The 23,786-nt window shown below is 66.6% G+C and carries 20 protein-coding genes; 8 read left to right on the plus strand and 12 right to left on the minus strand.

Features of this window, described 5'->3' with window-relative positions:
* Positions 1–32: 32 nt before the first annotated feature.
* On the plus strand, positions 33–1,352 hold the full coding sequence (gene fahA, locus RT614_RS16800) for a fumarylacetoacetase (protein WP_313623263.1): 1,320 nt from the start codon (positions 33–35) through the stop codon (positions 1,350–1,352).
* Positions 1,353–1,374: 22 nt separating this feature from the next.
* Here fahA and RT614_RS16805 read toward each other — a convergent pair whose 3' ends face one another.
* The 3 genes from RT614_RS16805 to RT614_RS16815 form a co-directional block, all read right to left on the minus strand.
* Positions 1,375–2,394 (minus strand): acyltransferase, encoded by a 1,020-nt coding sequence (locus tag RT614_RS16805; RefSeq protein WP_409558486.1) that lies wholly within the window; start codon positions 2,392–2,394, stop codon positions 1,375–1,377.
* Positions 2,395–2,537: 143 nt separating this feature from the next.
* Positions 2,538–4,433, minus strand: coding sequence for an LTA synthase family protein (locus RT614_RS16810; protein ID WP_313623264.1), 1,896 nt, complete (start codon positions 4,431–4,433; stop codon positions 2,538–2,540).
* Positions 4,434–4,633: 200 nt separating this feature from the next.
* Complete coding sequence (locus RT614_RS16815) at positions 4,634–5,362, minus strand: FadR/GntR family transcriptional regulator (protein ID WP_313623265.1); 729 nt, start codon at positions 5,360–5,362, stop codon at positions 4,634–4,636.
* Between the two features lie 129 nt (positions 5,363–5,491).
* Here RT614_RS16815 and RT614_RS16820 point away from each other — a divergent pair, with 129 nt between their 5' ends.
* From RT614_RS16820 to RT614_RS16840, 5 genes are all read left to right on the plus strand, one after another.
* Complete coding sequence (locus tag RT614_RS16820; protein ID WP_313623266.1) at positions 5,492–6,331, plus strand: NAD(P)-dependent oxidoreductase; 840 nt, start codon at positions 5,492–5,494, stop codon at positions 6,329–6,331.
* Between the two features lie 8 nt (positions 6,332–6,339).
* The gene (locus RT614_RS16825; protein ID WP_313623267.1) at positions 6,340–7,218 is read left to right on the plus strand and encodes an SMP-30/gluconolactonase/LRE family protein; all 879 of its coding nucleotides are present in this window, start codon (positions 6,340–6,342) and stop codon (positions 7,216–7,218) included.
* Between the two features lie 112 nt (positions 7,219–7,330).
* Positions 7,331–8,308 carry a TRAP transporter substrate-binding protein gene (locus RT614_RS16830; RefSeq protein WP_313623268.1) on the plus strand — a complete coding sequence of 326 codons (978 nt, stop codon included), beginning with the start codon at positions 7,331–7,333 and terminating at the stop codon, positions 8,306–8,308.
* 7 nt (positions 8,309–8,315) lie between these two features.
* Positions 8,316–8,879: a TRAP transporter small permease gene (locus tag RT614_RS16835; RefSeq protein ID WP_313623269.1), complete on the plus strand. Its 564-nt coding sequence runs from the start codon at positions 8,316–8,318 to the stop codon at positions 8,877–8,879.
* Positions 8,870–10,153, plus strand: a complete 1,284-nt coding sequence (locus RT614_RS16840; RefSeq protein WP_313623270.1) for a TRAP transporter large permease — start codon at positions 8,870–8,872, stop codon at positions 10,151–10,153. The genes RT614_RS16835 and RT614_RS16840 overlap by 10 nt, the downstream gene beginning before the upstream one ends.
* Here the strand turns inward: RT614_RS16840 and RT614_RS16845 are convergent.
* The 5 genes from RT614_RS16845 to RT614_RS16865 all read right to left on the minus strand — a co-directional run bounded on the left by RT614_RS16845 (position 10,146) and on the right by RT614_RS16865 (position 15,187).
* On the minus strand, positions 10,146–10,892 hold the full coding sequence (locus tag RT614_RS16845) for a phosphatase PAP2 family protein (protein WP_313623271.1): 747 nt from the start codon (positions 10,890–10,892) through the stop codon (positions 10,146–10,148). The two genes, RT614_RS16840 and RT614_RS16845, sit on opposite strands and share 8 nt — an antisense overlap.
* 63 nt (positions 10,893–10,955) lie before the next feature.
* Complete coding sequence (locus tag RT614_RS16850) at positions 10,956–12,296, minus strand: HAMP domain-containing sensor histidine kinase (protein ID WP_313623272.1); 1,341 nt, start codon at positions 12,294–12,296, stop codon at positions 10,956–10,958.
* Entirely contained in the window at positions 12,293–13,006 is a 714-nt protein-coding gene (locus RT614_RS16855) for a response regulator transcription factor (RefSeq protein ID WP_313623273.1), read from the minus strand. Before RT614_RS16855 ends, RT614_RS16850 begins: the two co-directional genes overlap by 4 nt.
* Before the next feature lie 26 nt (positions 13,007–13,032).
* Entirely contained in the window at positions 13,033–14,448 is a 1,416-nt protein-coding gene (locus RT614_RS16860) for an FAD-binding oxidoreductase (protein WP_313623274.1), read from the minus strand.
* A gap of 106 nt (positions 14,449–14,554) precedes the next feature.
* Positions 14,555–15,187, minus strand: a complete 633-nt coding sequence (locus RT614_RS16865; protein WP_313623275.1) for a BPTD_3102 family carboxylase-like protein — start codon at positions 15,185–15,187, stop codon at positions 14,555–14,557.
* A gap of 315 nt (positions 15,188–15,502) precedes the next feature.
* On the opposite strand from RT614_RS16865, the gene RT614_RS16870 reads away from it, so the two are divergent.
* Together RT614_RS16870 and pgi are read left to right on the plus strand one after the other, a co-directional pair.
* A complete protein-coding gene (locus RT614_RS16870; RefSeq protein WP_313623276.1) occupies positions 15,503–16,894 on the plus strand; it encodes a phosphomannomutase/phosphoglucomutase in 1,392 nt (463 codons plus the stop codon).
* A gap of 7 nt (positions 16,895–16,901) precedes the next feature.
* Positions 16,902–18,449 carry a glucose-6-phosphate isomerase gene (gene pgi, locus RT614_RS16875; RefSeq protein ID WP_313623277.1) on the plus strand — a complete coding sequence of 516 codons (1,548 nt, stop codon included), beginning with the start codon at positions 16,902–16,904 and terminating at the stop codon, positions 18,447–18,449.
* On the opposite strand, the gene RT614_RS16880 is transcribed toward pgi, so the two are convergent.
* From RT614_RS16880 to asnB, 4 genes are read right to left on the minus strand one after another with little or no spacing between them, the layout of a single operon-like run.
* Positions 18,439–19,572, minus strand: coding sequence for a glycosyltransferase family 4 protein (locus RT614_RS16880; protein WP_313623278.1), 1,134 nt, complete (start codon positions 19,570–19,572; stop codon positions 18,439–18,441). The genes pgi and RT614_RS16880 overlap by 11 nt on opposite strands.
* Entirely contained in the window at positions 19,569–20,726 is a 1,158-nt protein-coding gene (locus tag RT614_RS16885; RefSeq protein WP_313623279.1) for a glycosyltransferase family 4 protein, read from the minus strand. The genes RT614_RS16880 and RT614_RS16885 overlap by 4 nt, the downstream gene beginning before the upstream one ends.
* Complete coding sequence (locus RT614_RS16890) at positions 20,723–21,838, minus strand: glycosyltransferase family 4 protein (RefSeq protein ID WP_313623280.1); 1,116 nt, start codon at positions 21,836–21,838, stop codon at positions 20,723–20,725. The genes RT614_RS16885 and RT614_RS16890 overlap by 4 nt, the downstream gene beginning before the upstream one ends.
* A gap of 3 nt (positions 21,839–21,841) precedes the next feature.
* Positions 21,842–23,773, minus strand: coding sequence for an asparagine synthase (glutamine-hydrolyzing) (asnB, locus tag RT614_RS16895; protein WP_313623281.1), 1,932 nt, complete (start codon positions 23,771–23,773; stop codon positions 21,842–21,844).
* Between the last annotated feature and the right edge of the window lie 13 nt (positions 23,774–23,786).

Raw genomic sequence — 23,786 nt, forward strand, 5'->3', positions numbered from 1 at the left:
ACTCATAAACACACTGACAGAGACACGCAGCCATGACCACCGCGATCAACGAAACCCACGACCCGTCCCTCAAGAGCTGGGTTGCCAGCGCCAATTCGGAAGCGTCGGATTTCCCCGTGCAGAACCTGCCTTACGGCTCGTTCCGCCGCAAGGGCACGCAGGAATCCTTCCGTCCGGGCGTCGCCATCGGCGACCAGATCCTGGATTTGGCCGCACTGGCCGGCAAACAGCCGTTCGAGGGCCTGGCCGCGGACGCCCTGGCGGCATGCGCCACCGACAGCCTGAATGCGCTGATGGGATTGGGCCAACCGCACTGGAGCGCCCTGCGCCTTGCGCTGTCTCGCGCGCTGCGTGAAGGCGCCGCGTTGCGCGCCGTCGTCGAACCCTTGCTGGTGCCCCAGGCCGATGCCGAATTCACGACGCCCGCCCGCATCGGCGACTACACCGACTTCTACATTTCGGTGCATCACGCCACGGCCGTGGGCAAGCAGTTCCGCCCCGACAATCCCCTGCTGCCCAACTACAAGTGGGTGCCCATCGGCTACCACGGCCGTGCCTCGAGCATCGGCGTGGACCAGAAATTCCCACGCCCCGTTGGCCAGACGCGTCCCGCCAACGAAGGCGAAACGCCTCAGTTCGGCCCCTGCGCACGGCTGGACTACGAACTGGAACTGGGCATCTTCGTAGGCACGGGCAATGCGCAAGGCGACCGCGTGGCCCTGGCCGACGCGGAATCGCACGTGTTCGGCCTGTGCATCCTGAACGACTGGTCGGCGCGCGACATCCAGGCCTGGGAATACCAGCCGCTGGGCCCCTTCCTGTCCAAGAACTTCGCGTCCACGATCTCGCCGTGGATCGTCACCATGGAAGCGCTGGAACCCTTCCGCACGCAGTGGAGCCGCGGCGCCGGCGAACCGCAGCCCCTGCCGTACCTGGCCTCCGACGCCAACCGCGCGAAGGGTGCGTTCGACGTGCAGATGGAAGTGCTGCTGACCACTGAGAAATCCCGCGCCGCGAACGAGCGGCCGCTTTCGCTGTCCAGCAGCAACTTCCGCGACGCCTACTGGAACGTGGCGCAGCTGATCACGCACCACACGGTCAACGGCTGCAACCTTCAGCCGGGCGACATGTTGGGCACGGGCACGTTGTCCGGCCCCCGTCCGTCGGAAGCGGGCTCGCTGCTGGAATTGAGCAACGGCGGCAAGTCGCCGATCGAACTGCCGTGGGGCGAAAAGCGCACCTTCCTGCAGGACGGCGACCAGATCATCATCCGCGCCGAATGCGTGAAGTCGGGCTACCCGCGGATCGGGTTCGGGGAATGCTCGGGCGTCGTGCTGCCGGCACGCCTGTAATGCAAGCCGCGCCGGCAGTCCGTCAGTTTGTTGGCGGATTCCCGGCGCGTGCGACCAAGGCTTCGATCTCGTCGTCCTTGGCTTGCCACTGCTCGCCCAACCAGTGGTGGAACGTGGCGCGGAAGGCCTTGTCCCGGGTGTAGTCGGCCTCGGAAAAGGCCTGCGGCACCGGCAACTGGCGCATGCGCACCACCACCTGGCCCGCGCGCCCGCACGCAAAGTGCCAAAAGCTGGGAACGCCCTCGGGGTACGCAATGGTGACGTCGATCATCGAGCGAAAGCGCGCGCCCATCGCATTCAGCGATACCGCCAACCCGCCCGCCTTGGGTTTGAGCAGATGGCGGTAAGGCGAGCCCTGCGCAGCGCGCTTGGCCTGGCTGAAGCGCGTGCCTTCGGCAAACACCATCACGCTGGTCGGCACCAGCGAAAACTTTTCGCAGGCGCGCCGCGCGGCCTCCTGGTCCTGGCGACCGAGATCCGGATTCTTGCGCAGCGCGGCCTTGCCATGGCGCTTCATGAAAGGAAAATCCAGCGCCCACCACGCCAGACCAATGACCGGGACGTAGATGAGCTGTTGCTTGAGGAAGAACTTGAGCAGCGGAATGCGCCGGTTCAGCGCATGTTGCAACACGAAGATGTCGACCCACGACTGGTGGTTGCAGTTGACGAGATACCAGTCCGCGTAGCGCAGGTCTTTGTTGCCCTGGATGTCCCAGGCTTGCGGCTGGATGTGGGCGAACCAGGCGGAATTGCAGGCCACCCATGCCGTGGCGATGCCATTGAGGACTGGGTCGATGACCCGCCTGACGGAGGCAAAGGGCAACGCCAGCTTCAGCAGCGAGATCGGAAACAGCAACAGGCACCAGAACAGCGTGTTGATTGCGAGCCAGATCGAGCTGATGACACCCGTGATCCACGCAAAACGCCCCCGCGGCACGGGGAACGCAAGGTGGCGCCGCGGACGCGGCACAGGTTCTTGGGCAGAGGACAGCGCCGGGGGGGCGGCGCGGGAGGCTCCCGAGGAGGGGTTGGGCGTTTTCATGGTCGCCAGTGTGCTATTTGCGGCCGGATGTCGGCTTGAGCGGGATCAAAACGGTCAGCCTGGGCGGGCCGGCCAAGGGTCGGCCGCACCTGGCCCGCCGCGCCTTGCCGGCCGCGCCTTGCCGAACGCACCACGCCCCTTCATCAAGGCAGACGATATTTTTCTTCCCGGTAGGCCCAGCTTGCCCACAGCGCGTGCGCAAGCGCCTCTTGCGTCAGCGCCGGATCCGCCGGTTCGACAGGCGCGTAGACTTCGTCGCGCCCTACCGGCGCGGCTTCGTAGCGGAACTGCCGCGGCGGCTTGGAAGGTTCCAGCACCAATAGCTGATCGCCCTGCAGATAGCCGAAGTTGTCCGCGTACTGCATCATCGCGCGGTTCGGATCGCGCTGCGTCAGATCCACGCCCAGCATCGGGTTCACGTTGTCCAGCCCGATCAGGGACAGCAGCGTCGGCGCCATGTCGATCTGACTGACCAACCGGTTGTCCTGCCGTGGCTCGATGCCCGCGCCCAGGATCAGCGCCGGGATCTGGAAGTGCCGCACCGGCACGGGGATGGAACCATAGACCCGAGAATCGTGGTCCGCGATCACCAGGAAGACCGTGTTGTCCCAGTAAGGCGCCTTGCGCGCCTTGTCGAAGAACTGGCCCAGCGCCCAATCCGCGTAGCGCACGGTGTTGTCCACCGTGGCCGGATCGCCCTCCGTCTTGATGCGTCCGGCGGGGTATTCCCAAGGCGAATGGTTGGTGACCGAAAACGCCAGCGTGAACACCGGCTTGTCTCCGTCGGCGCGCAGCAGGCGGTCCACCTGGTTGAACATGTCTTCATCCGAGGCACCCCACGATCCTTCGAACACCGGGTCCACGAACTTGGGACGGTCCACGATCTCGTCAAAGCCGTTGCCCAGGAAGAACGCGCGCATATTGTCGAAGTGCGACTCGCCGCCGTACACGAAGCGCGAATGGTAGCCGTGCTTGCCAAGCAGCTGCGCCAGTGTGAAGAAGCCCGTCTGCGAGCGCGGAAGCTTCACGACCGCATCCGCCACGCTGGGCATGAAGCCGGCCGTCACCGCTTCGATGCCGCGCACCGAGCGCGTGCCGGTGGCGTAGGCGCGGTGGAACATCCATCCTTCCTTGCCCAACCGGTCGATATTCGGCGTCAGATCGCGTCCACCGAGGCTGCCCACGTATTGCGCGCCCAGGCTCTCCTGCAGGATGATCACCACGTTCAGCGGCTTGTCGCGGCGCACCGTCGCCTTCTGCTCATGCAGGCTGGGCAGGTTCGGATCCATCGGCGCGCCTGACATGCCCGCCTCTTCGCGCACGATGGCGTTCATTTCGTCCACCGCCATCTTCGGATACATCGCGGCCGAAGAGCGCTCGTCACCCATGCGATATGCCGCGTCGAACACGCTATACAGCGAATTGAGCGCCAGCGCGTTCACCATGGCGTCCGAGCTGAAGGCCACCTTGGCCGGGTTGATCGGCCGATGCTCCAGTGTGCCGCGTGCACCCAGAAACACCAGGGCCAGTATCACGAACGACGCCACCGGCCGCTTCCACCACGACATGAAGGAATCGCGCGCTCGCGTCGGGAAAAGTTTCACCGCCAGCCACGCCGCGATCACCAGCACCACGAAGGCGGCCAGCAGCACGCCCTTGTAGCCCTGCCACAGCATCGAGCCGACTTCCTTCGGATTGAGCAGGTAGATGAAGTAGAGACGGTTGGGGCGCGTGTCGTATTCGGCGATGAACTGCGGCGTCGAGACTTCCAGCAGCACGTACAGCATCCACCAGACACGGAACCACCAGGCGGTGATGCGCGCGGCGAGCGGGCGATGCCCGAACCACGGCGACAGCACCGCGGGCAACGCAATCACCATCGACAAGAGGCAGGCATCGATACGCAGCCCGCCGATCAGCAGCGGGACAAGACCGCCGGCGGCCTGCACGCGGTCCCACATCCAGAAGGCCAGCCCCAGTCGCGACAGCGTCAGCAGGACCAGGATGGCGACGATGAACCGCAGTATCAGGCGACGCATGACGAGGCCCTCCGCGAGCGGGCGCGCATGCGCCTCGGTGATGAAGGAACGCCCTCGAAAATGCCTTGCAAACCCATGCCGCCTCAATGCGCAAAAACAAACCGCGCCAAGATTAACGCGGTTTCAAGCGCAGTCACAGCGGCGTAATACTCTTAAACGTTGTACGACATCACACGTTCAGACTAGGGACAGATTGAGCGCTACTGAGCGCGACGCAGTCGCTCGCGGCTATTGCTCAAATGGGTGCGCATCGCCGCGCGCGCGCCTTCGGCGTCCTGCCGCGTGATGGCGCTGTAGATGTCTTCGTGTTCAAGGTTCACGCGGGCCAGATAGGCGGCGCGATCTTCGTGCGCAAATTTGGCCGAATTGATGCGGGTGCGGGGAATGATCGCCGAGCCCAGGTGGGACATGAGATCCGCGAAGTAGCGGTTGTCGGTGGATTGCGCCACCAGCAGATGGAACTGGAAGTCCGGGGTGATGGTGTCGCCCCCGATGTCCAGCGCATGCTTGAAGGCGTCGAGCGCGCGCCGCATGTCCTGCAATTGCGTGTCGCTGCGCCGGATGGCGGCCAGGCCAGCGGCCTCGCTTTCCAGGCAGATGCGCAGTTCCAGCAGGACCAGGACATCGCGCACCGTGGCGATGTCCGCGGGATCCACGCGGAAGTCGCCGCCGCCGCTGGGTTCCAGCGCGTACGTGCCCACGCCATGATGGGTCTCGACCAGGCCGGAGGCCTGCAGGCGCGAAAGCGCTTCGCGCACGACGGTCCGGCTTACGCCGAACTGACGCATGATCTCGGACTCGGTGGGCAGCTTGTCGCCGGGACGGATTTCTCCGCCGCGAATGCGTTCGGAAATGCTTTCCACGAGCCCCTGCGCCAGGTTACGGGGACGACGCTGCGGCAAAACGGAGGTATCGACAGGAGCGTTCATCAGGGATTATCCGGAAGCGGTTGCGCAAAGCTTGACGCTGAAAATTGGCGGTCATTATACTTTGCGACAGTTGTACGATAACGTACCAGACAAGTCCACTCCACCGCGCCATTTACAGAGCGTTGCGTCATGAGCCGAGCTGTCAAAAACATGCCTGCATCTTTTCGGTGTCATCGTTTGTTATTGACCGGCGCCGCCGGCAACCTGGGACTGGTCTTGCGGCCCCGGTTGAATGCCCATGCGGACATTTTGCGCGTCTCGGACGTCGTGGCCATGGCCCCCGCCGGCCAAGATGAAGAGGTCGCGCCCTGCGATCTTGCCGACGCGTCCGCGGTGCTTGAATTGGTGCAGGGGGTCGACGCCATTGTCCATTTGGGCGGCGTGTCGGTGGAACGGCCATTCGACGAAATCCTGCCCGCCAACATCCAGGGCGTCTACAACGTGTACGAAGCAGCACGCCTGCACGGCGTAAAGCGCATTGTGTTCGCCAGTTCCAACCACGTCATCGGTTTCTACGAGCAGGGCCAGACCCTGGACGCGGACGTGCCCTTGCGCCCCGATGGCTACTACGGCTTGAGCAAGGCCTACGGCGAAAACCTGTCCCGTTTCTATTTCGATCGCTACGGCATCCAGACCGTCTGCCTGCGGATCGGCTCGTCCTTCCCCGAACCCAAGGACCGCCGCATGATGGTCACCTGGCTCAGCCATGACGACCTGACCGATCTGGTCGTGCGATCCCTGTTCACGCCGGACGTCGGCCACCTCATCGTGTACGGGGCTTCGGCCAACCGCGACAGCTGGTGGGACAACAGCGGCGCGGCCGTGCTGGGCTTCGCCCCCAAGGACTCGTCCGAGCGCTTTCGCGCACAGGTCGAGGCGCAGGCGCCGCTACCCGCGGACGATCCTGCCGCCCGCTATCAAGGCGGCGCTTTCGTGAAGGCTGGCCCCTTCCCCTTTCCCAAGGCCTGAAGCCGACCATGCCCACGACCGCCGAACGTATAGGAACAATGTTGTGCGGCGTGGGAGAAAGCCCCGTCTGGCGCAGCACCGAGCAGGCCTTCTACTGGACCGACATCCCCGGCAGGACACTCTGGCGCTGGACGCCCGCAACCGACGCCTTCGCGCAGTGGGCGTTGCCCCAGATGGCGGGCAGCATCGCCATGCGCGGCGACGGCTGGCTGCTGGCGATGGAAGACGGCCTGTATTCGTGCGCCGCCCTGGAGCTGGACAAGGATTGCGCCCCCTGGCCACTCGCCGCCGTCAGCCACGCCGCACCCGGCATGCGTTTCAACGATGGCCGCTGCGACCGGCAGGGCAGGTTCGTGGCGGGCACCATGGTCATGGAGATGGGATTGGCGTCGCCCGCGGGCGTGCTGTACCGCCATGACGCCCAAGGCCTGTCCGTGCTGATGGACGACCTGATCGTCCCCAATGGGCTGGGATTCAGCCCGGACGGAAAGACGATGTACCTGTCCGATTCCCATCCGTCGCGCGCGACGGTCTGGGCCTTCGACTACGACTCCGACGCAAGCGAGCCACGCAATCGCCGCGTGTTCATCGACGCCCTGCCCGCCGGCCGCCCCGACGGCGCCGCCGTGGACACGGACGGCTGCTACTGGATCTGCGGCAACGATGCCGGCAAGGTCTATCGGTACACGCCCGACGGCCGCCTGGACCGCACCCTGGACGTGCCCGCCGCCAAAGTCGCCATGTGCGCATTTGGCGGCCCGGGCATGGACACCCTGTTCGTCACTTCCATCCGCCCCGCGAACGCCGCCCCCGGCTCGCCGGACGGGGCAGTATTCGCCTTGCGCCCCGGCGCGCAAGGCCTGGAGGAAGCCGCCAGCGCCGGTTAGCACCCGATGGCGCCACATCACGCGCCGACTACGAGCAGGTCAGTACCTATCAAAGAGCTTCGGGGCCGCTGCGGCCCTCAACGAAACGCCGTACTCCCAACCGGAGGTAGACATGCTGCACCCTCGCCTGACCCGCGCCATTCTGGCGGCGGCCGCCTTCCTGACGCTTGTTCCCGCCACCCATGCCGCCGAGCTGCGCTCCGCGGACATCCACCCCGACGATTACCCCACCGTCCAGGCCGTGCGCCACTTCGGTGAACTGGTCAAGCAACGGACCAATGGCCGCATCACCGTCAAGGTGTTTTCCGGCGCCGCGCTTGGCAACGAAGACGATTCGATCGAACAGGTGAAACTGGGCGCTCTGGCCATGGCCCGCGTGTCGAGCGCCGCCATGCACAACATCTGCCAGACCACGCGCGTGCCATCGCTGCCCTTCCTCTTCCGATCCAAGGAGCATCTGCACAAGGTGCTGGACAGCGAGATCGGCGACCAGATCCTGCGTTCGTGCGAAGGCGCCGGCTTCGTGGGCCTGGCCTGGTACGACAGCGGATCGCGCTCCATGTATACGACCAAGAAGCCCATCAAGACGCTGGCCGACGCCAAGGGCCTGAAGATCCGCGTGCAGCAGTCGGACTTGTCCGTGGCCATGGTTGAAGCGATGGGCGGCAACGCCACGCCGATGCCCATGGGCGAGGTCTACACGTCGCTCAAGACGGGCCTGGTGGACGCCGCCGAGAACAACTTTCCCAGCTACGAAAGCGCGCATCACTACGAGGTTGCCAAGTTCTACTCGCTGACCGAGCACACGATGACGCCCGAGATCCTTATCTTCTCCAAGCGGCAATGGGACAAGCTTCCTCCCGACGACCAGAAGATCCTGCGCGAGGCGGCGCGTGAATCCGTGCCCTTCATGCGCAAGCTGTGGGACGAACGCGAGCAGAAGTCGCGCGCGGTGGTGGAAAAGGCCGGCTCGCAGATCTCGCAAGTCGACAAGCCTTCGTTCCAGGGCGCGATGAAGCCCGTGTACGACCGCTTCGTCACGACCCCTGAAATGAAGGACCTGGTCTCGAAGATCCAGGCCGTGCAGTGAGGACATCATGTTGGCCACACCCACGAATGAACCAGATGTCGCCGCGGGGGGCCGGGCGCAAGCCCTGGCTGCCCCGCTGGATGCCTACACCCGCGCCTGCGCCCGGCTGGCGCGGGCGTGCATGTGGACCAGCGTGTTCGGGCTGGTCTGCCTGATCATCGCGGTCTCCCTACAGATCTTTGGCCGCCACGTGCTTAACAGCACGCCGACCTGGGCGGAAAGCCTGGCCCTGCTGCTGGTGCTCTACGTCACCATGCTGGGCGCCGCCGTCGGCGTGCGCGACGCCGGCCATATCGGCTTCGAGTCGCTGCTGGACGCCCTGCCCGCCGCCGGGCAGCGGCGGCTCCGCATTTTCATCCATCTGCTGGTGCTGCTGTTTGGCGTGCTGATGGCCTGGAACTGCGGCGTGCTGGCCGAGTCCGTAGCCGCCTACAAGATTCCCAACCTGGGCATCTCGAACGCCTGGAAGTACATCCCTGCAACCCTGTCGGGCACCTTGATCGCGCTCTTCTCCATCGAGCACATCATCGCGATCCTGCGCAATCAGAAGGTGGTCCCGGCATGGCGCTGACACTGCTGTCCTTCACTTTCATGGGGTTCCTCGTGATCGGCGTGCCGGTGGCCTTCGCCATCGGGCTGTCGTCGATCACGGCCATCATGTACGAAGACCTGCCGCTCGCGGTGGCCTTCCAGCAGATGACCTCGGGCATGAACGCGTTCTCGTTCCTGGCCATCCCCTTCTTCATCTTCACGGGCGAACTGATGCTGTACGGCGGCATCGCCGACCGCATCGTGGCGTTCGCGAAGTCGCTGGTCGGCCATGTGCGGGGCGGCCTGGGCATGTCCAACGTGGTGGCCTGCACGCTGTTTGGCGGCGTGTCGGGTTCGCCGGTGGCTGACGTGTCGGCGATGGGATCCGTGATGATCCCGATGATGAAACGCGAGGGCTATCACGCGGACTACGCGGTGAACGTCACGACCCACGCGGCACTGGTGGGCGCGCTGATGCCCACCAGCCACAACATCATCATCTACACGCTGGCCGCCGGCGGCAAGGTGTCCATCGCGGCGCTCATCGCGGCCGGCGTCGTGCCAGCCCTGATCCTCACAGCGTGCAACCTGGCGGCCGCCTATTTCGTGGCGCGCAGCCGGGGCTACCCGGCGGGCACTTTCCCGGGATGGCACATCGTGGTCCGGTCGCTGGTCGCGGCGGCGCCAGGACTGTTCGTGGTGGTGCTGATCATTGCGGGGATCCTGAGCGGCGTCTTCACCGCGACGGAATCCGCGGCCGTGGCGGTGCTGTACGCGCTGGCGCTGACGATCTTCGTCTACCGCTCGCTGACCTGGGACCAGTTCGTGCGCGCCGCCAGCAAGGCCGTCAAGACCACGGGCGTGGTGTTGCTGCTGATCGGGATTTCCGCCACGTTCGGCTACCTGATCAGCTTCTATGGCGTGGCCGAAAAGACTGGCCAGATGATGGCGGCGATTTCGACGGAGCCGTGGGCCATTTTCCTGATGGTCAACATCATCCTGTTCGTGCTGGGCACGTTCCTGGACATGGCCGCCACCATCCTGATCTGCACGCCGATCTTCCTGCCGATCTGCATGCAGTACGGCATGGGACCGGTGCAGTTCGGCATGGTGATACTGCTGAACTGCGCGCTGGGACTGAACACGCCCCCGGTGGGCACGACGCAGTTCGTGGGATGCGCCATTGGCGGTGTATCGGTGGGCACGGTCATGCGGACCATCTGGCCGTTTTACGGCGCGCTGCTTGCGGCGTTGGCCCTGGTGACCTACGTCCCCGCGTTCTCGTTGTGGCTGCCGGGCGTATTGCTCAACTGAGCGGCGAAGCGCGGGGCGGCTCGCCAGTGGACCGCCCCGCGATCACCGGATAGAAGAACACCGCCGCCAGCAGCCACATCAGCGCGGCCGACCAGATCGTCTGGCTGAGAAAATGCGCTCCCTGCAGGATGCGCACGGCCGAGAACCCCAACCCGGCCGCCAGGCCCACCGTCAGGCCCCACCAGCGCCATGCAGGCCGGCCCAGCGCCCATCCGGCAAAGTACAGGCTCAACAGCGCGTAGCCGGCACCGGCATGGCCGCTGGGCAAAGCCCCCCCGGCGCGCGCGCGCGCCCAGGTCCACCAGTGCACCGGATACGGGGTATAGCCGCCCAGCGTTTGCAGGTCGTAGGGACGCGGCAGCATCGTATGGTGCTTGAGCTGATTGATCAGCAGCTGCCCGGTCAGACAGGTGGCCGCTACGGCCAGCGCCGTCCCGCGCCAGCGGCGCCAGGCCGCCACGCGGAAACTTGCCGCCGCGACGCCGACGGCGGCCAGGCCGACGCTGATCGGCAAGGCGAGCACCATGCGATGGCCAAGCAGTTCCAGCCAACGGTTGCCGTGCAACGGAAAGTCGTCCAGGGCCGGGTCGAAGAGCGTCCGCGCCAGCCGCAGGTCCAGTCCAGAGACCTGGACCCACCAGGCCAGGCAGGCCAGAATTAGCGTCACGCCCAAGACGTGGGTCAGCAGATAGGTAGCTTTCGCGGGCGCACGCGGCGCCGGCAACGAGGTGGGCGGCATGGAGGCGATTCAGGACGTGTCGGGCAAGCCACAGACTGTACGAGCCCGACAGTCGAAAAATCGTCAAATTCGCGCTTCGGTCGGGCCCGCCACGCCGCCTTCGAAACGCAACAGGAACCGTGTGCCGCGGGCCTGACCTTCCTGGGACGAGTCGACGGTGAGCGACCACCCCTGCATGTCACAGACGCGCTTGGCGATCGCCAGGCCCAACCCACGGGCCGCCTCGGCGCCGCCAGCGTTGTCCGAATCCCGCATGCGGCCGCTGTAGTAGCGGCGGAACAGGAAAGGCAGGTCGCTGGCCGCGATGCCCTTGCCGTCGTCGCGCAGTTCCAACGCGCCGTCGGTGTCCAAAGACGCCGCCAGCGTGGCCGGTGCGGCGTGCTCGACGGCGTTGCGGACCAGATTGCGCAGCACGGTCAGCAGTGCATAGCGGTCAAGCGCCTGGACCCGCCCTGTCGGGATGCGGTTTTCGAAACGCAGGTCCGCCAGGCTGGCCTGGGCGGCATAGCCCCGCCACGCGTCTTCCATGCATTCGGCAATGTCCACGGGCTCCGGCGTGCGGAGCTGGTCGCGCGCCATCGCCCGCGCGCTTTCCAGGCTGACGATCACGTCGTCCACGTTTTCCACGATGCGCGTCAGGCGCTGATGCTGGTCCGGCGTCAGCGCCTGCGTCAACAGCATCAACTCGCTGTCGGAGCGGATCGCCGCCAACGGGGTCCGGACCTCGTGGCTGAGGTTGCCCGCGAACTCCCGTTCGCGTGCAATCGACCTGTCCACCTGGTTCTGCACACGATTGAACGCTTCGATCAGCCGGCCCGCCTCGTCGTCGCGCGTGACCGCCATGTCTGGGGCCCCGGGCGCCCAGGTCGCCAGGCGGTCCGTCAGGTCCAGCAACGGCCCGACCGCCACCGCCGCCACCCGCCGAGACAGCGCGTACGCCAGCACGACGCAGATGGCGCCCATGCCCAGCACGATGAGCCCGAAGTCGTGGACTCGGGCTTCGTTGTCGGTTGCGTCGTACAGCAGGTACACCATGCCCTTGCCGGTCTCGGCCACCATCACGTGCCACGTGTAGGCGCCAGGTTCGATCAGGTGCAAGCCGATATCCAGGGGCAGGAGATCCGGCGGCATCCCGGCGGGCGGCTGTCCGTCGACGCTGAGCCACGCGCGCATGGAGCCACCCAGTTCACGCCCGCCCTGGCGCGGCAGGAAATCATCGCTGGTACGCGCATGCTGAACCAGACGATCCATTTCCGTGTTGAGAATTTCGTTGACCAGGTCGTCTTCCATCTGGTCGAACGTCAGGTAGGCAAGGAGCGCCAGCGCGGTGACGAACAGCGCCACCGTTCCCGTCAGCGCCCACACGACGCGCTGGGTCAACGTGCCGGTTGCGGCGCGGCTCATGGCTGGGCGCCGGGCAGCGCCAGGCGCCAGCCGGTGCCGTGCACGGTTTCAATGCCGTCGAAGCCGGCGTCGCTGAGCGCGCGGCGCAACAGATGCACCTGGCTGCGCAGGGCATCGGACGACGGAGGTTCATTGCCCCACAGAACGGACTCCAGCTCTTCACGGGCCACCACGCGACCCGGATCGCGCAGCAGGACTTCCATGATGAGGACGGCCTTGCGCGTCAGGTGGACGGGAACGTCATTGACCGAGACCGCGCGGCTGCGAGTGTCGTATTGCAACGGCCCGAAGGCGCGCACGGAATCCACCGTCGAGCCCTTGGCGCGCTGGATCAGCGCCAGCAGCCGGGCTTCGACCTCGAGCAAGGCAAAAGGCTTGGTAAGGTAGTCGTCCGCGCCGAACGAGAATCCCGCCAGCTTGTCTTCCAGGCTGTCTCGCGCGGTCAGCATCAGCACCGGAACGTCCAGCCGCCTTTCGGTGCGCATGGCATGCAGCACGGCGTTGCCGTCCATGCCAGGCAGGCCGATATCCAGCAGCACCGCGTCGAAGCGATGCTCTTGCAGGCGCTGCAACGCGGCGGGCCCGCTATAGGCCACGTCGGGTAGAAAGCCGCGCGCCTCGAGGAAGCTGTACAGGTTGCCGGCGATGATGTGGTCGTCCTCGACGATCAGCACTCGCCGGTGCGCACCCGCTGCGGGACTGGCTGCCATGGTCTGGTTCCTGGATAAAGGCGCGACTACGCCTGCAGCACCTTGCCGGGATTCATGAGCCCTTGCGGATCGAGCGCGCGCTTGATGCGCCGCATGAGCGCGAGTTCGACGGGGTTCTTGTATCGCGGCAATTCGTCGCGCTTGAGCTGGCCCACGCCGTGCTCTGCGCTGATCGAACCATTGTGGGCGTGCACGCTGTCGTGGACCACCCCGTAGATCTCGCCTTGCAGCGCCAGCAGTTCCGTTTCGGTCTGTCCGGGCGCATTGGCCACGTTGTAATGCAGGTTGCCGTCACCCAGATGGCCGAAGATCACATGGCGCACGCCGGGGAAGCGCGCTTGCAGCAAGGCGTTGGTCTTGTGCACGAAGCCCGCGATGGACGAGATGGGAATCGACACGTCATGCTTGACCGACTTGCCCAGTTCCGCCTCGGCCAGCGGAATGCTTTCGCGCAGGTGCCACAGCGCCTTGCTTTGCGACACATTGGCGGCAATGGCGGCGTCGTTCACCAAACCGGCTTCGATCGCGTCGCCCAGCACGGCTTCAAAGCGTTCACGCGCATGGCTTTCGCTTTCGCTGTCGGAGAGCTCCAGCAGGGCGAACCACGGCGATGCGGCAGACTCGCCTTCGAAGGGCAGCCGCTGTTGCGGGAACAGCCGCACGACCGCCTGCAGGCAGGCGCCGCTCATGAGTTCGAAGCCGGTCAGCGAGGCGCCGAACCCGGATCGGGCGCGCGACAGCACTTCCACGGCATTGTCGATGCTGTCCAGCGTCAGCAGCGCGGTGCAAGACGCCACCGGGCGCGGATACAGCTTGAGCGTGGCGGCGGTGATGATGCCGAGTGTGCCTTCGCTGCCGATGTACAGGTCGCGCAGGTCGTAGCCGGTGTTGTCCTTGCGCAGGCCGCGCAGTCCGTCCCAGATCTCGCCTTCGGCGGTCACGACTTCCAGTCCCAGCGTGAGATCCCGCGTGTTGCCGTAGCGCAGCACCTGGGTGCCGCCGGCGTTGGTGGCCAGGTTGCCGCCGATCGTGCAGCTGCCTTCGGCGGCGAGGCTCAGCGGGAACAGCCGGTTCGCCGCCGCGGCGGCCTCCTGCACGGCTTGAAGGATGCAGCCCGCTTCAACCGTGATGGTGTCGTTATCGGTGTCCAGCGCGCGTACCGCGGTGAGCCTGGCGGTGGACAGGACGACGGCCGTGCCGGAATCGTCCGGCGTGGCGCCGCCGCACAAGCCGGTATTGCCTCCTTGCGGCACCACCGGCACGCCATGCTGCACGCACAGTTTCATCGCCGCGGCGACCTCGGCGGTGGTGCCGGGGCGGATCACCGCCAGCGCCGTGCCGCGATAGCGGCGGCGCCAATCCAGCACGTAGGTCTCGGCGTCGGCGCCCGTCAGCACATGGGAGACGCCCAGGAGGGACTGTAGATCGCTCAGCAATGTCATGGATGTCGCACGCGGAAGGCCTGGCCGGGGCCAGGCGCGGTTCTAAGGATGTGCGAACTATTGTAGGGGCTGGCCGGCCGGCGCCGAAGCGCCGCGTTATTGCGGATCAGCCGACGGCCTGGTCCAGCCTTCTGCCAGTCATGCCCGAGCAGAACGCCCGGGACGCGATGCGGTTCATCAGAAAGGCGCGGTCAACGCCGGCGGGTCCGGGCAGTTCGGACAGGGCGCGATAGGCGCGGCGCAGGACTTCGCCACGCGTGGCGCCGCACACCATGAGCCGCGTGCACGGCAGGCGGCGGTCGCCGCAGCCGTCAATGCGAATTTCAAGAACGTGAGCGGCGATGGGTTCGTGGTCGGCCGCGGGCATGGCTTGGGAACGGGGCTGCGCCTGGGCGTCGATGACGCGGAATACGCCGCTGCGATCGTCCAGCGAGAAAGAGACCGTTCCGGCGCCCTGCCACCCGAGGTCGCGCGCCAGGCTGGCGGCCACGGTGCGCAGCGCGCTTTCCATCGAGACCGCAAGGTGGGGCGCTGGACACTCCGCGATCAGGACACGGGCTTCGCGCCATACGCTGCGCTCCCATGCGCGGCTGGCGGCCAGCTGGCCGTCCGTCGCCAGGGCGATGTGGATATCAAGCCGGCGTTCGCGGCCGGCGGATGGCCCGGCAAAGTCCGTGGGGGGACCTCGCCGACTGGTGGCGCCGCCCGATGACATGACTGTGGATACTTTGGCGCCCATGGCCCCTCCTGGTCTTTCTGCTTGCATGGCAAGCGTATCACCTTCGGATGACGAGCAACTTCCATGCCATGCCGCCCGTCCCCCTGCGCGGGATTCCACGCCGCCCGATTCTGCACCGCAAGGCAGCCTTTCGCCCTGCGCCGCGCACCGTCTCGGGGCACACCCCCGGGTAAACGCCCTACTCCGCCCGAAGGATGAAGCCCTTTGCGCCGATGGGGGATAATCCTGCTTTGACCCTTGCCATAGCGGCCTTGATGTACGGGTTTACCATTACCCCCGTGCCAATCCGCGCTGTCTCTTTAACGAGGAATCGTCGTGGGCAACAATACACAATTTCCGGCCTCTGTTTTCAAGGCCTATGACATTCGCGGCACGGTGCCGGACCTCATCGACGCCGCTTTCGCCCGTTCGCTGGGCGTGGCGCTCGCCGCGCGCGCCCGCTCGGAAGGCGTGCAGACGCTGGTGGTAGGCCGCGACGGCCGCCTCAGCAGCGAAATGTTGTCCCTGGCCCTGCAGGAAGGCATGCTGGAAGGCGGCGTGGACACGCTGGACGTCGGCATGGTCCCCACCCCGCTGGTCTACTTTGCCGCGAATATCATGCAGACCGGTTCGGGCGTGGCCATCACCGGCAGCCACAACCCGCCGAAGTACAACGGCTTCAAGATGATGATGGGCGGCCGCGCGCTCTACGGCGATGACGTGCAGGCGCTGGCGCAGGCGATGAACGACCCGACGCCCGCAGCCGCTGTCGCCGCCGGCACGCGCCGCCAGCTGGATCTGGCGCAGGCCTACATCGCGCGCGTCGCCTCCGGCGTCAAGCTTGCGCGTCCCATGAAAATCGCCATCGACTGCGGCAACGGCGTGGCCGGCGCGATCGCGCCCCAGTTGTTCCGCGCACTTGGCTGCGAGGTCGACGAACTGTTCTGCGAAGTGGACGGCAACTTCCCCAACCACCATCCCGATCCCGCCGAACCCAAGAACCTGCAGGACCTGATCAAGCACGTCGCTGAAACCGACTGCGAACTGGGCCTGGCCTTCGACGGCGACGGCGACCGCCTGGGCGTGGTCACCAAATCCAGCCAGATCATCTGGCCCGACCGCCAGCTCGTGCTGTTCGCCCGCGACGTGCTTGAGCGCAATCCCGGCGCCACCATCATCTACGACGTGAAGTGCAGCCGCCACGTCGGCCTGTCGGTCGAAGCCGCTGGCGGCGCCCCCCTGATGTGGAAGACGGGCCACTCCCTGGTCAAGGCCAAGCTGGCCGAAACCGGCGCGCCCCTGGCCGGCGAAATGAGCGGGCACATCTTTTTCAAGGAACGCTGGTACGGCTTTGACGACGGCCTCTACACCGGCGCGCGCCTGCTCGAGATCGTGTCCCGCTTTGCCGATTCGTGCGCTCCGCTGGAAGCCCTGCCCCAGGACGTATCGACGCCCGAGCTCAAGCTGGAGATGGAAGAAGGCCAGCCTTTCGTGCTGGTCAATGCGCTGCAGGAACAGGGCCAGTTCCCTGACGCCAATCGCGTCATCACCATCGATGGCGTGCGGGCCGAGTACCCGGACGGCTTTGGCCTGGCGCGGCCGTCGAACACGACGCCCGTTGTCGTGCTGCGCTTCGAAGCGCAGTCCCAGCAAGCGCTGGAACGCATCCAGGCCGACTTCCGGCGTGAACTGACCAAACTCGCGCCGAACGCCACCCTGCCTTTCTGATCCGCCCATGCCTTTATCCAACAGCCCCGCGTGGCAGCAGTTCATCGCCGCAACACACGCAGCATCCCGCGATGGCCAGAAGCTGCGGCTCATCAATGCGCCCGGCCTGCGCCTGGACTTGACCGCCCAGGCGCAGTCGCCGGATCTGCTGGCCGCCTCGCAGGCCTTGTTGGCGGAGCAGGACTTCGACACCTGGCGCGCGCGGCTGTTTGACGGCGGGCAGGCCAACTGGACCGAGGGTCGGGCCGCCTGGCACACCGCCTTGCGCGCGGCCGAGCCGCCCGCCATGGTGGCCAAGGCGGTGCTGGCCGAACGCGAACGGCTGCGCGAATTCGTGCGCGCGGCCGACGCGGCCGGCCGCTACAGCAACGTCCTGCATCTGGGCATCGGCGGCAGCGACTGGGGGCCCCGCCTGGTCACGCGCGCCCTGCGTCACGAAGGGGCGCGCCGCGAAGTCCGCTTCGCATCCAACGTCGACTCGCATTCGGTCGCCGAGGCAATGAGCCGCCTTGACCCGCACAACACGCTGGTCATCGTCGCGTCCAAGTCCTTCACCACCACCGAACCGCTGGCCAACGCCGAAGTCGCCATGAACTGGCTGCGGGACGCCGGCGTGGCGGATCCGATCAAGCAGGTCGTGGCCATCACCTGCAACGTCGAGGCCGCGCTGAACCTGGGCATCCTGCCCGATCACATCTTCCAGATCTGGGACTGGGTCGGTGGGCGCTATTCGCTGTGGTCCGCCATCGGCCTGCCTATCGCGCTTGCGCTTGGCAACGACGCCTTCGATCAGTTGCTGGCGGGCGCCGCGGCCATGGACGACCATTTCCGCAACGCGCCCTTCGCCGAGAACGCGCCCGTGCAGATGGCGCTGACGGGCGTGGCCAACCGCAGCGTGCTGGGCTATGACTCGCTTGTCATCGCCCCCTATGATTCCCGGCTGTACAACCTCGTGCCGTGGGCGCAGCAGCTGGAAATGGAATCGCTGGGCAAAGTCGCCACCGCCGACGGCAGCCCCGTCGGCGTGCCGACCGGGCCCGCGGTGTGGGGCATGCCGGGCACCGACTGCCAGCACACGTTTTTCCAATGGCTGCACCAGGATGCGGCGGGCGCGCCCGTCGATTTCATCCTGTGCGAGCAACCGGACCACGCCTACGCGCGGCACCACGAACTGCTGATCGCCAATTGCCTGGCGCAGCGCTCTGCGCTGCTGCGCGGCAAGTCGTACGCGGAAGCGCTGGCGGAAACCTCCGCGACGGAACGGGACCCGGCGCGCGCGCGCCTGCTGGCGCAGCACCGGGTACACCCCGGCGGACGCCCGTCATCCCTGATCGTGCTGCCGCGCCTTGAAGCCTACACTTTGGGCGCGTTGCTGGCCCTGTACGAACACAAGGTGTTCACGCAGGGCGTGATCTGGGGCATCAACCCCTTCGATCAGTGGGGCGTGGAGTTCGGCAAGGTGCTGGCCAAGAACATCATGCGCGAGCTGGATGCGCCTCAGGCCAGCCAGCAGGATCCGTCCACGCGGTTCTGGATCGACGCGATCAGGCGCTGAGCGCGTCGTACACCGCCACGTGGACGCGCGCCACCTGGTTGATATCGAATTCGCGTTCTGCAAGCGCCCTGCCTGCAACACCCATGGCTTGGCGCAACGCCGCATCCTCGGCCAGGCGGGCGATGGCGTCGGCCAACGCCGACGCGTCGCGCACCGGCACCAGCAGCCCGGTCACGCCGGGTTCGATGGCGTCGCGGCAGCCCGGCACGTCGGTCGTCACGACCGCACGAGCGCATGCCGCAGCTTCGATAAGCGACTTGGGCAGACCCTCGCGATACGACGGCAACACCGCAATATGCGAAGCCGAATACAGCGCGGCGACGTCGGAACGTTCGCCCAGCGCTTGCACGCAGCCTTCGTTGCGCCACGCCTCTATGTCGTCCTGCGTCGCGGAAGTGGGATTGCCGGCGTCCAGGCCGCCCACCAGCTGCATCGTCACCGGCACGCCACGCTCGCGCAGCAGCCTGGCGGCCTGCACGAATTCCTGCACGCCCTTGTCGCGCAGCAGCCGCGCCACCATGGTGACGACGACCGGCGGCGCCGGCGGTTCCGGTGAAGGCCGATAGGCGTCCAGATCGACGCCTGCGCCGCGGATGATGACCACCTGGTCATCCCGCACCGCACCCAGCGACTTGAGCAAGTCGCGGTCGTTGGCATTCTGGAAAATCACCCGGCTGTTGGGATGGCCCAGCGCGATCCGGTACAGGCGCGCCACCACGGAGCGCACCAGCCGCATCTTCAGCGAATTGGAAAGAAAGACGAAACCCAGGCCCGAAATGGCCGCCACCATGCCCGGCACGCGCGTCAGGCGCGCGGCGATGCCGCCATACAGCACGGGCTTGATGGTGACCAGATGCACGACCGTGGGGCGCAGGCGCTTAAACAGCCGGATCAGGGCCATCAACGTGCCCAGCTCCTGCAATGGATGCTTGCCGCTACGGGTCATGGGGATGGGGTGATGCGTCATGCCCAGCGTCTGGATGTCGGCCACGGCGGGGCCATCCATGGTGGCGACATGCACGTCGTAGCCGGCCCGCTGCGCGGCCACCGCCACGGGCACGCGGTGCGACATGAAGAAGGCCGGGTTGTTGACCACAAACAGCAGGCAGCGTCCGGCGCTCATGCTTGGACTCCAGAAATACGGCGCCAGACGGCGATATAGCTTTGCACCATGCGCGCAAGGTCGAAATTTTCGAGGACGCGGGCGCGTCCGGCCTCGCCGGCGCGCTCGCGGCCGCGCGCGGCCACGTCGCACAGGGCGGACTCGATGCCGCGGGCCAGCGCCTCGGGCTGCTCGGGCGGCACGACCACGCCCGTGTCGCCGACGATGTAGGACGCGTCGCCGACGTCCGTCACCACGCAATACACGCCGCACGCCATGGCCTCGGCCACCACGTTCGGAAAGCCTTCGGCGCAGCTGGACAACACATGCACGTCCAGGCCGTTCATCACGGCGGGCACGTCGTCGCTGGGTCCGTTCAGCACCACGCGATCGCGCAGGTCGAGTTTGTCCAGCAAGGCGGCCAGCTGCACGTTGTCGGGGGTCATGTCGCGGCCGATGAGCACGCAGCGCAGGCCGGCATCGCGGCCGTCGCGCACCAGCGCGGCCACGGCGCGCAGCAGGTTGGCATGGTCCTTGAGCGGATCCCACCGCGCCACGCAGCCGATCACGGGGACGTCCTCGGACAGTCCCCATTGCGCGCGAACTTGGGTACGGGCCTGCGGATCCGGCGCATAGCGCGACAGATCATAGCCATTGGAGATGACGACCAGCCGGTCGCGCCGGTAGCCCTTGTCGGCGTGGCGCCGCGCCGCGTTCTGCGCCGCGCACACGATAGCCCGCGGCACGATGCCGGACAGCATCGCGCAGGCGCGCAGGACCAGCCGCGCCGAGCGGCTGCTGCGTTCAAGGTGCTCACCTGAGTTGCGGATGCCCCACGCCACGGCTCGCACGCCCGCCATGCGAGCCGCCAAGCCGCCGATCAGGTCGGCGTGATACATCCAGGTCTGCACGGCGTCGGGGCGGATCCGCGCGATCAGGCCGCGCAAGGCCATGAAGCCGCGCAGGCTGACGCGTCCGCGCTTCATGCCCAGCGCATGCACGGCCACGCCCGCCGCGCGCAGGCGTTCTCCGTAGATGCCATCGTCGGTCAGCGACACCACCGTGTGCTCGGCGCCGCCTTCCGGCCAGGTCGCCAGACGGAACAGCACGGATTCCGCGCCGCCCTGGCCCAATCCCGTGATGACATGCAGCACACGTAAAGGAGCGGCGCTCATCGCCCCTCCCGAACGGCTTCGAAAAGCTCATCCCATTCGGCCAGCACGCTGGAAAGCGCATAGCGCTGGCGCACGGCCGCGGCGCCGCGCGTGCCCAGTTGCTGGCGCAGGGACGCGTCGCTCATCAGGCGATGCAAGGCGTCGGTCATCGCCACGCGGTCGCCGGCTGGCACCAGCAGCGCGTCCTGGCCGTCCCGCGTCATTTCGCGAGGGCCGCTGGGGCAGTCGAAGGCGACGCAGGGCAGGCCCAGCGACATGGCTTCCAGGAGAACGTTGGGAAAGCCCTCGACCAGCGAACTCAGCACAAAGGCCTGCCCGCGCGCCAGTTCTTCCCACGGGGCCTCGGTTCGTCCGGGCAGGCTGACGCGAGATTGCAGCCGCAGGCGCGCCACCTGCTGCTGGAGCGCTTCGCGCTCGGGGCCTTCGCCCCAGATGCGCAGGTTCCAATCGGGAAACTCGGGCGCGAGCTGGGCGAAGATATCGATCAACAGATTGAACTGCTTGTCGGGAACCAGGCGTCCCATCGCGACCAGTTCGCGAGGCGCGCCGTCTTCAAGCTGCTGCACCAGCGGCGCATCGAGCAACGGCGCCGGCAGCGGATTCGGGATGACGGCCAGGCGCTTGATGCCCGGCACCTGGCGCCCGAACGGGCCGGCGGTGTCTTCCGCCTGCACCGTGACCATGTCGGCGCGGGGATACAGGATGCGGCGCAGCCGGCGCCAGACGGATCCCGTGGTGGTTTCAGCGACGGGATTGGTGCGCTCGCAGACGATGAGCGGCACGTTCAGGCCACGCGTGGCCAGGATGGCGGCCACATTGACGTTGGTCAGGAAGGACACCACGACGTCCGGCCGCGTGTCTCGGATGTGCTTGCGCAGCGTCAACAGCCGCTTGAACGCCGCCATCGGGCCCGACACCCGCGTACCGGCCAAATCGGCCAGCCATGCCAGTTGGACTTTGTCCGACAGCGGGTAGAAGCACGTGCCTTTGGACGAGTACGTGGGCGTCAGGACGACGCTATCTCCACGTTCCGACCATGCGTTCACCAGGGTGGCGGCGACTCTTTCCGCGCCGCCGGCGTGCATGGAACTGACCAGCATCAGTATTTTCATTCGTCAACGGTCCTCAATCGGTCCCCCTTGGTCCATGCCCGCGCGATAGCAGTCCAGCCAGGCCTGCATCATCAGCACGCCCCAGAGATGGCTATCCCAGTTGCGATGCCCCGACGTGTGCTCGCGCCATTTGCGCAGGATGGGCTCGGGCTCGAACCAGCCTTCCTGGCGCAGGCGAGTCGGGTTCAGCAACGCATCCGCCCATTCCCGCAAGGGGCCGCGCAACCAGGCGGCCAGCGGCACGGCAAACCCGCGCTTGGGGCGGTCGACCAGCGCCTGGGGTACGTGGCGGTGCAGCACCTGGCGCAGCAGCCATTTGCCCGTGTTGCCGCGCACCTTGTACTGGTGCGGCAGGCTCCAGGCGAATTCGTAGACACGATGGTCAATGAGCGGCACGCGGGTCTCCAGGCTGACCGCCATCGCGGCGCGGTCCACCTTCACCAGGATGTCGTCGGGCAGGTAGGTCACCGTGTCCAGCTTCATCATCGATTCGAAGGTGGATCCCTGCATGGCCCGCTCGAATTCCGACACGGGCTCGACTCCGCCCTTCACGACGCTGGACGGATTGGCCCAGTACGAAACGAAATGGCGGTAGAAGTCGCCGCGCGTGTCGGCGCGCAGCAGTTCGCCCAGCTTGCCGACCTTGCCGCGCCAGGCCCCTCGGCCCGGCAGGTGGGTGGACGCGCTGAGCATCGCGCCCCCGGGCTTGCGCAGGAACGCGGGCACGCGTTCGAACTGGTTCCACCAGTTGTCCACTCGGAAGTAGCGCGAATAGCCGCCGAAGAGTTCGTCGCCGCCGTCGCCGGACAGCGCCACGGTCACGTGCTGGCGGGCCATGCGCGTCACGAGCGACGTGGGGATCTGCGACGAATCCGCGAACGGCTCGTCGTACATGTCGGCCAGCGTCGGCACCACGGCCAGCGCGTCTTCCGCGGTGACGTAGAGTTCCGTGTGGTCGGTGCCCAGGTGCGTGGCGACGGCCTTGGCGTGCTGCGCCTCGTCGTAGCCCTTTTCGTGGAAGCCGATGGCGAACGTGCGCACGGGCTGCGAACTTTGCGCCTGCATCAGGGCCACGATGGTGGACGAGTCGATGCCGCCCGACAGGAACGCGCCCAGGCTCACGTCGGACAGCATTTGTCCGCCCACGGCCTTGGACAGCACGCCTTCCAGCGCGTCGGTCGCCTGTGCGTCGGAATCGAACGACAGCCGCGAGCGGGCGGCCGTGTCCGCGGCCTCGCGCGCCGACCAGTACACGCGCGGCTCGGGCATGCGCCGGCTGCGGGTGTCGTCGGCGGTGAATTCGATCCACGTGCCCGGCGGCAGCTTGGCAATGCCTTCGTAGATGGATTGCGGCGCCGGAATGTAGTTGTGCCGCATGAACGACGCCAGCGCGTTGCGGTTCAGGTTGCGGCCAAAGCCCGGGATGGGCATCAGGCCCTTGAGCTCGGAGGCGAACACCAGTTCCGCGTTCGAATAGCCGTAGTACAGGGGCTTTTCGCCCATGCGGTCGCGCGCCAGCACGAGCTTGCGCGACGCCTTGTCCCACAGCGCGATGGCGAACATGCCCACCGCGGCCTGCAAGGTGGCCTCGATGCCCAGCGCGGTGAAGCCCGCGAGCAGGGTCTCGGTGTCGGAGTGGCCGCGCCACGCGGGGGCCAGCGCCGACTGTTCCAGCTGCTTGCGGATGTCCAGGTGGTTGTAGATTTCGCCGTTGAACACCATCACGTAGCGGCCGCAGGCGGACGTCATGGGCTGGTGGCCCGCTTCGGTCAGGTCCAGGATCGCCAGGCGCACGTGCGCCAATGCGACTCCGGCGTCGGCGTCTTCCCAGAAGCCATTGCTGTCGGGCCCGCGGTGGCGAATGCGGCGGCAGCTGTCCGCCAGCACTTGCGCCTTGTTCCCCATGGGGCCCCAAATTCCGACTATTCCACACATGATGAGGTTCTCG

The organism is Achromobacter sp. (genome assembly GCF_032102605.1).
GTDB lineage: Bacteria > Pseudomonadota > Gammaproteobacteria > Burkholderiales > Burkholderiaceae_B > Achromobacter.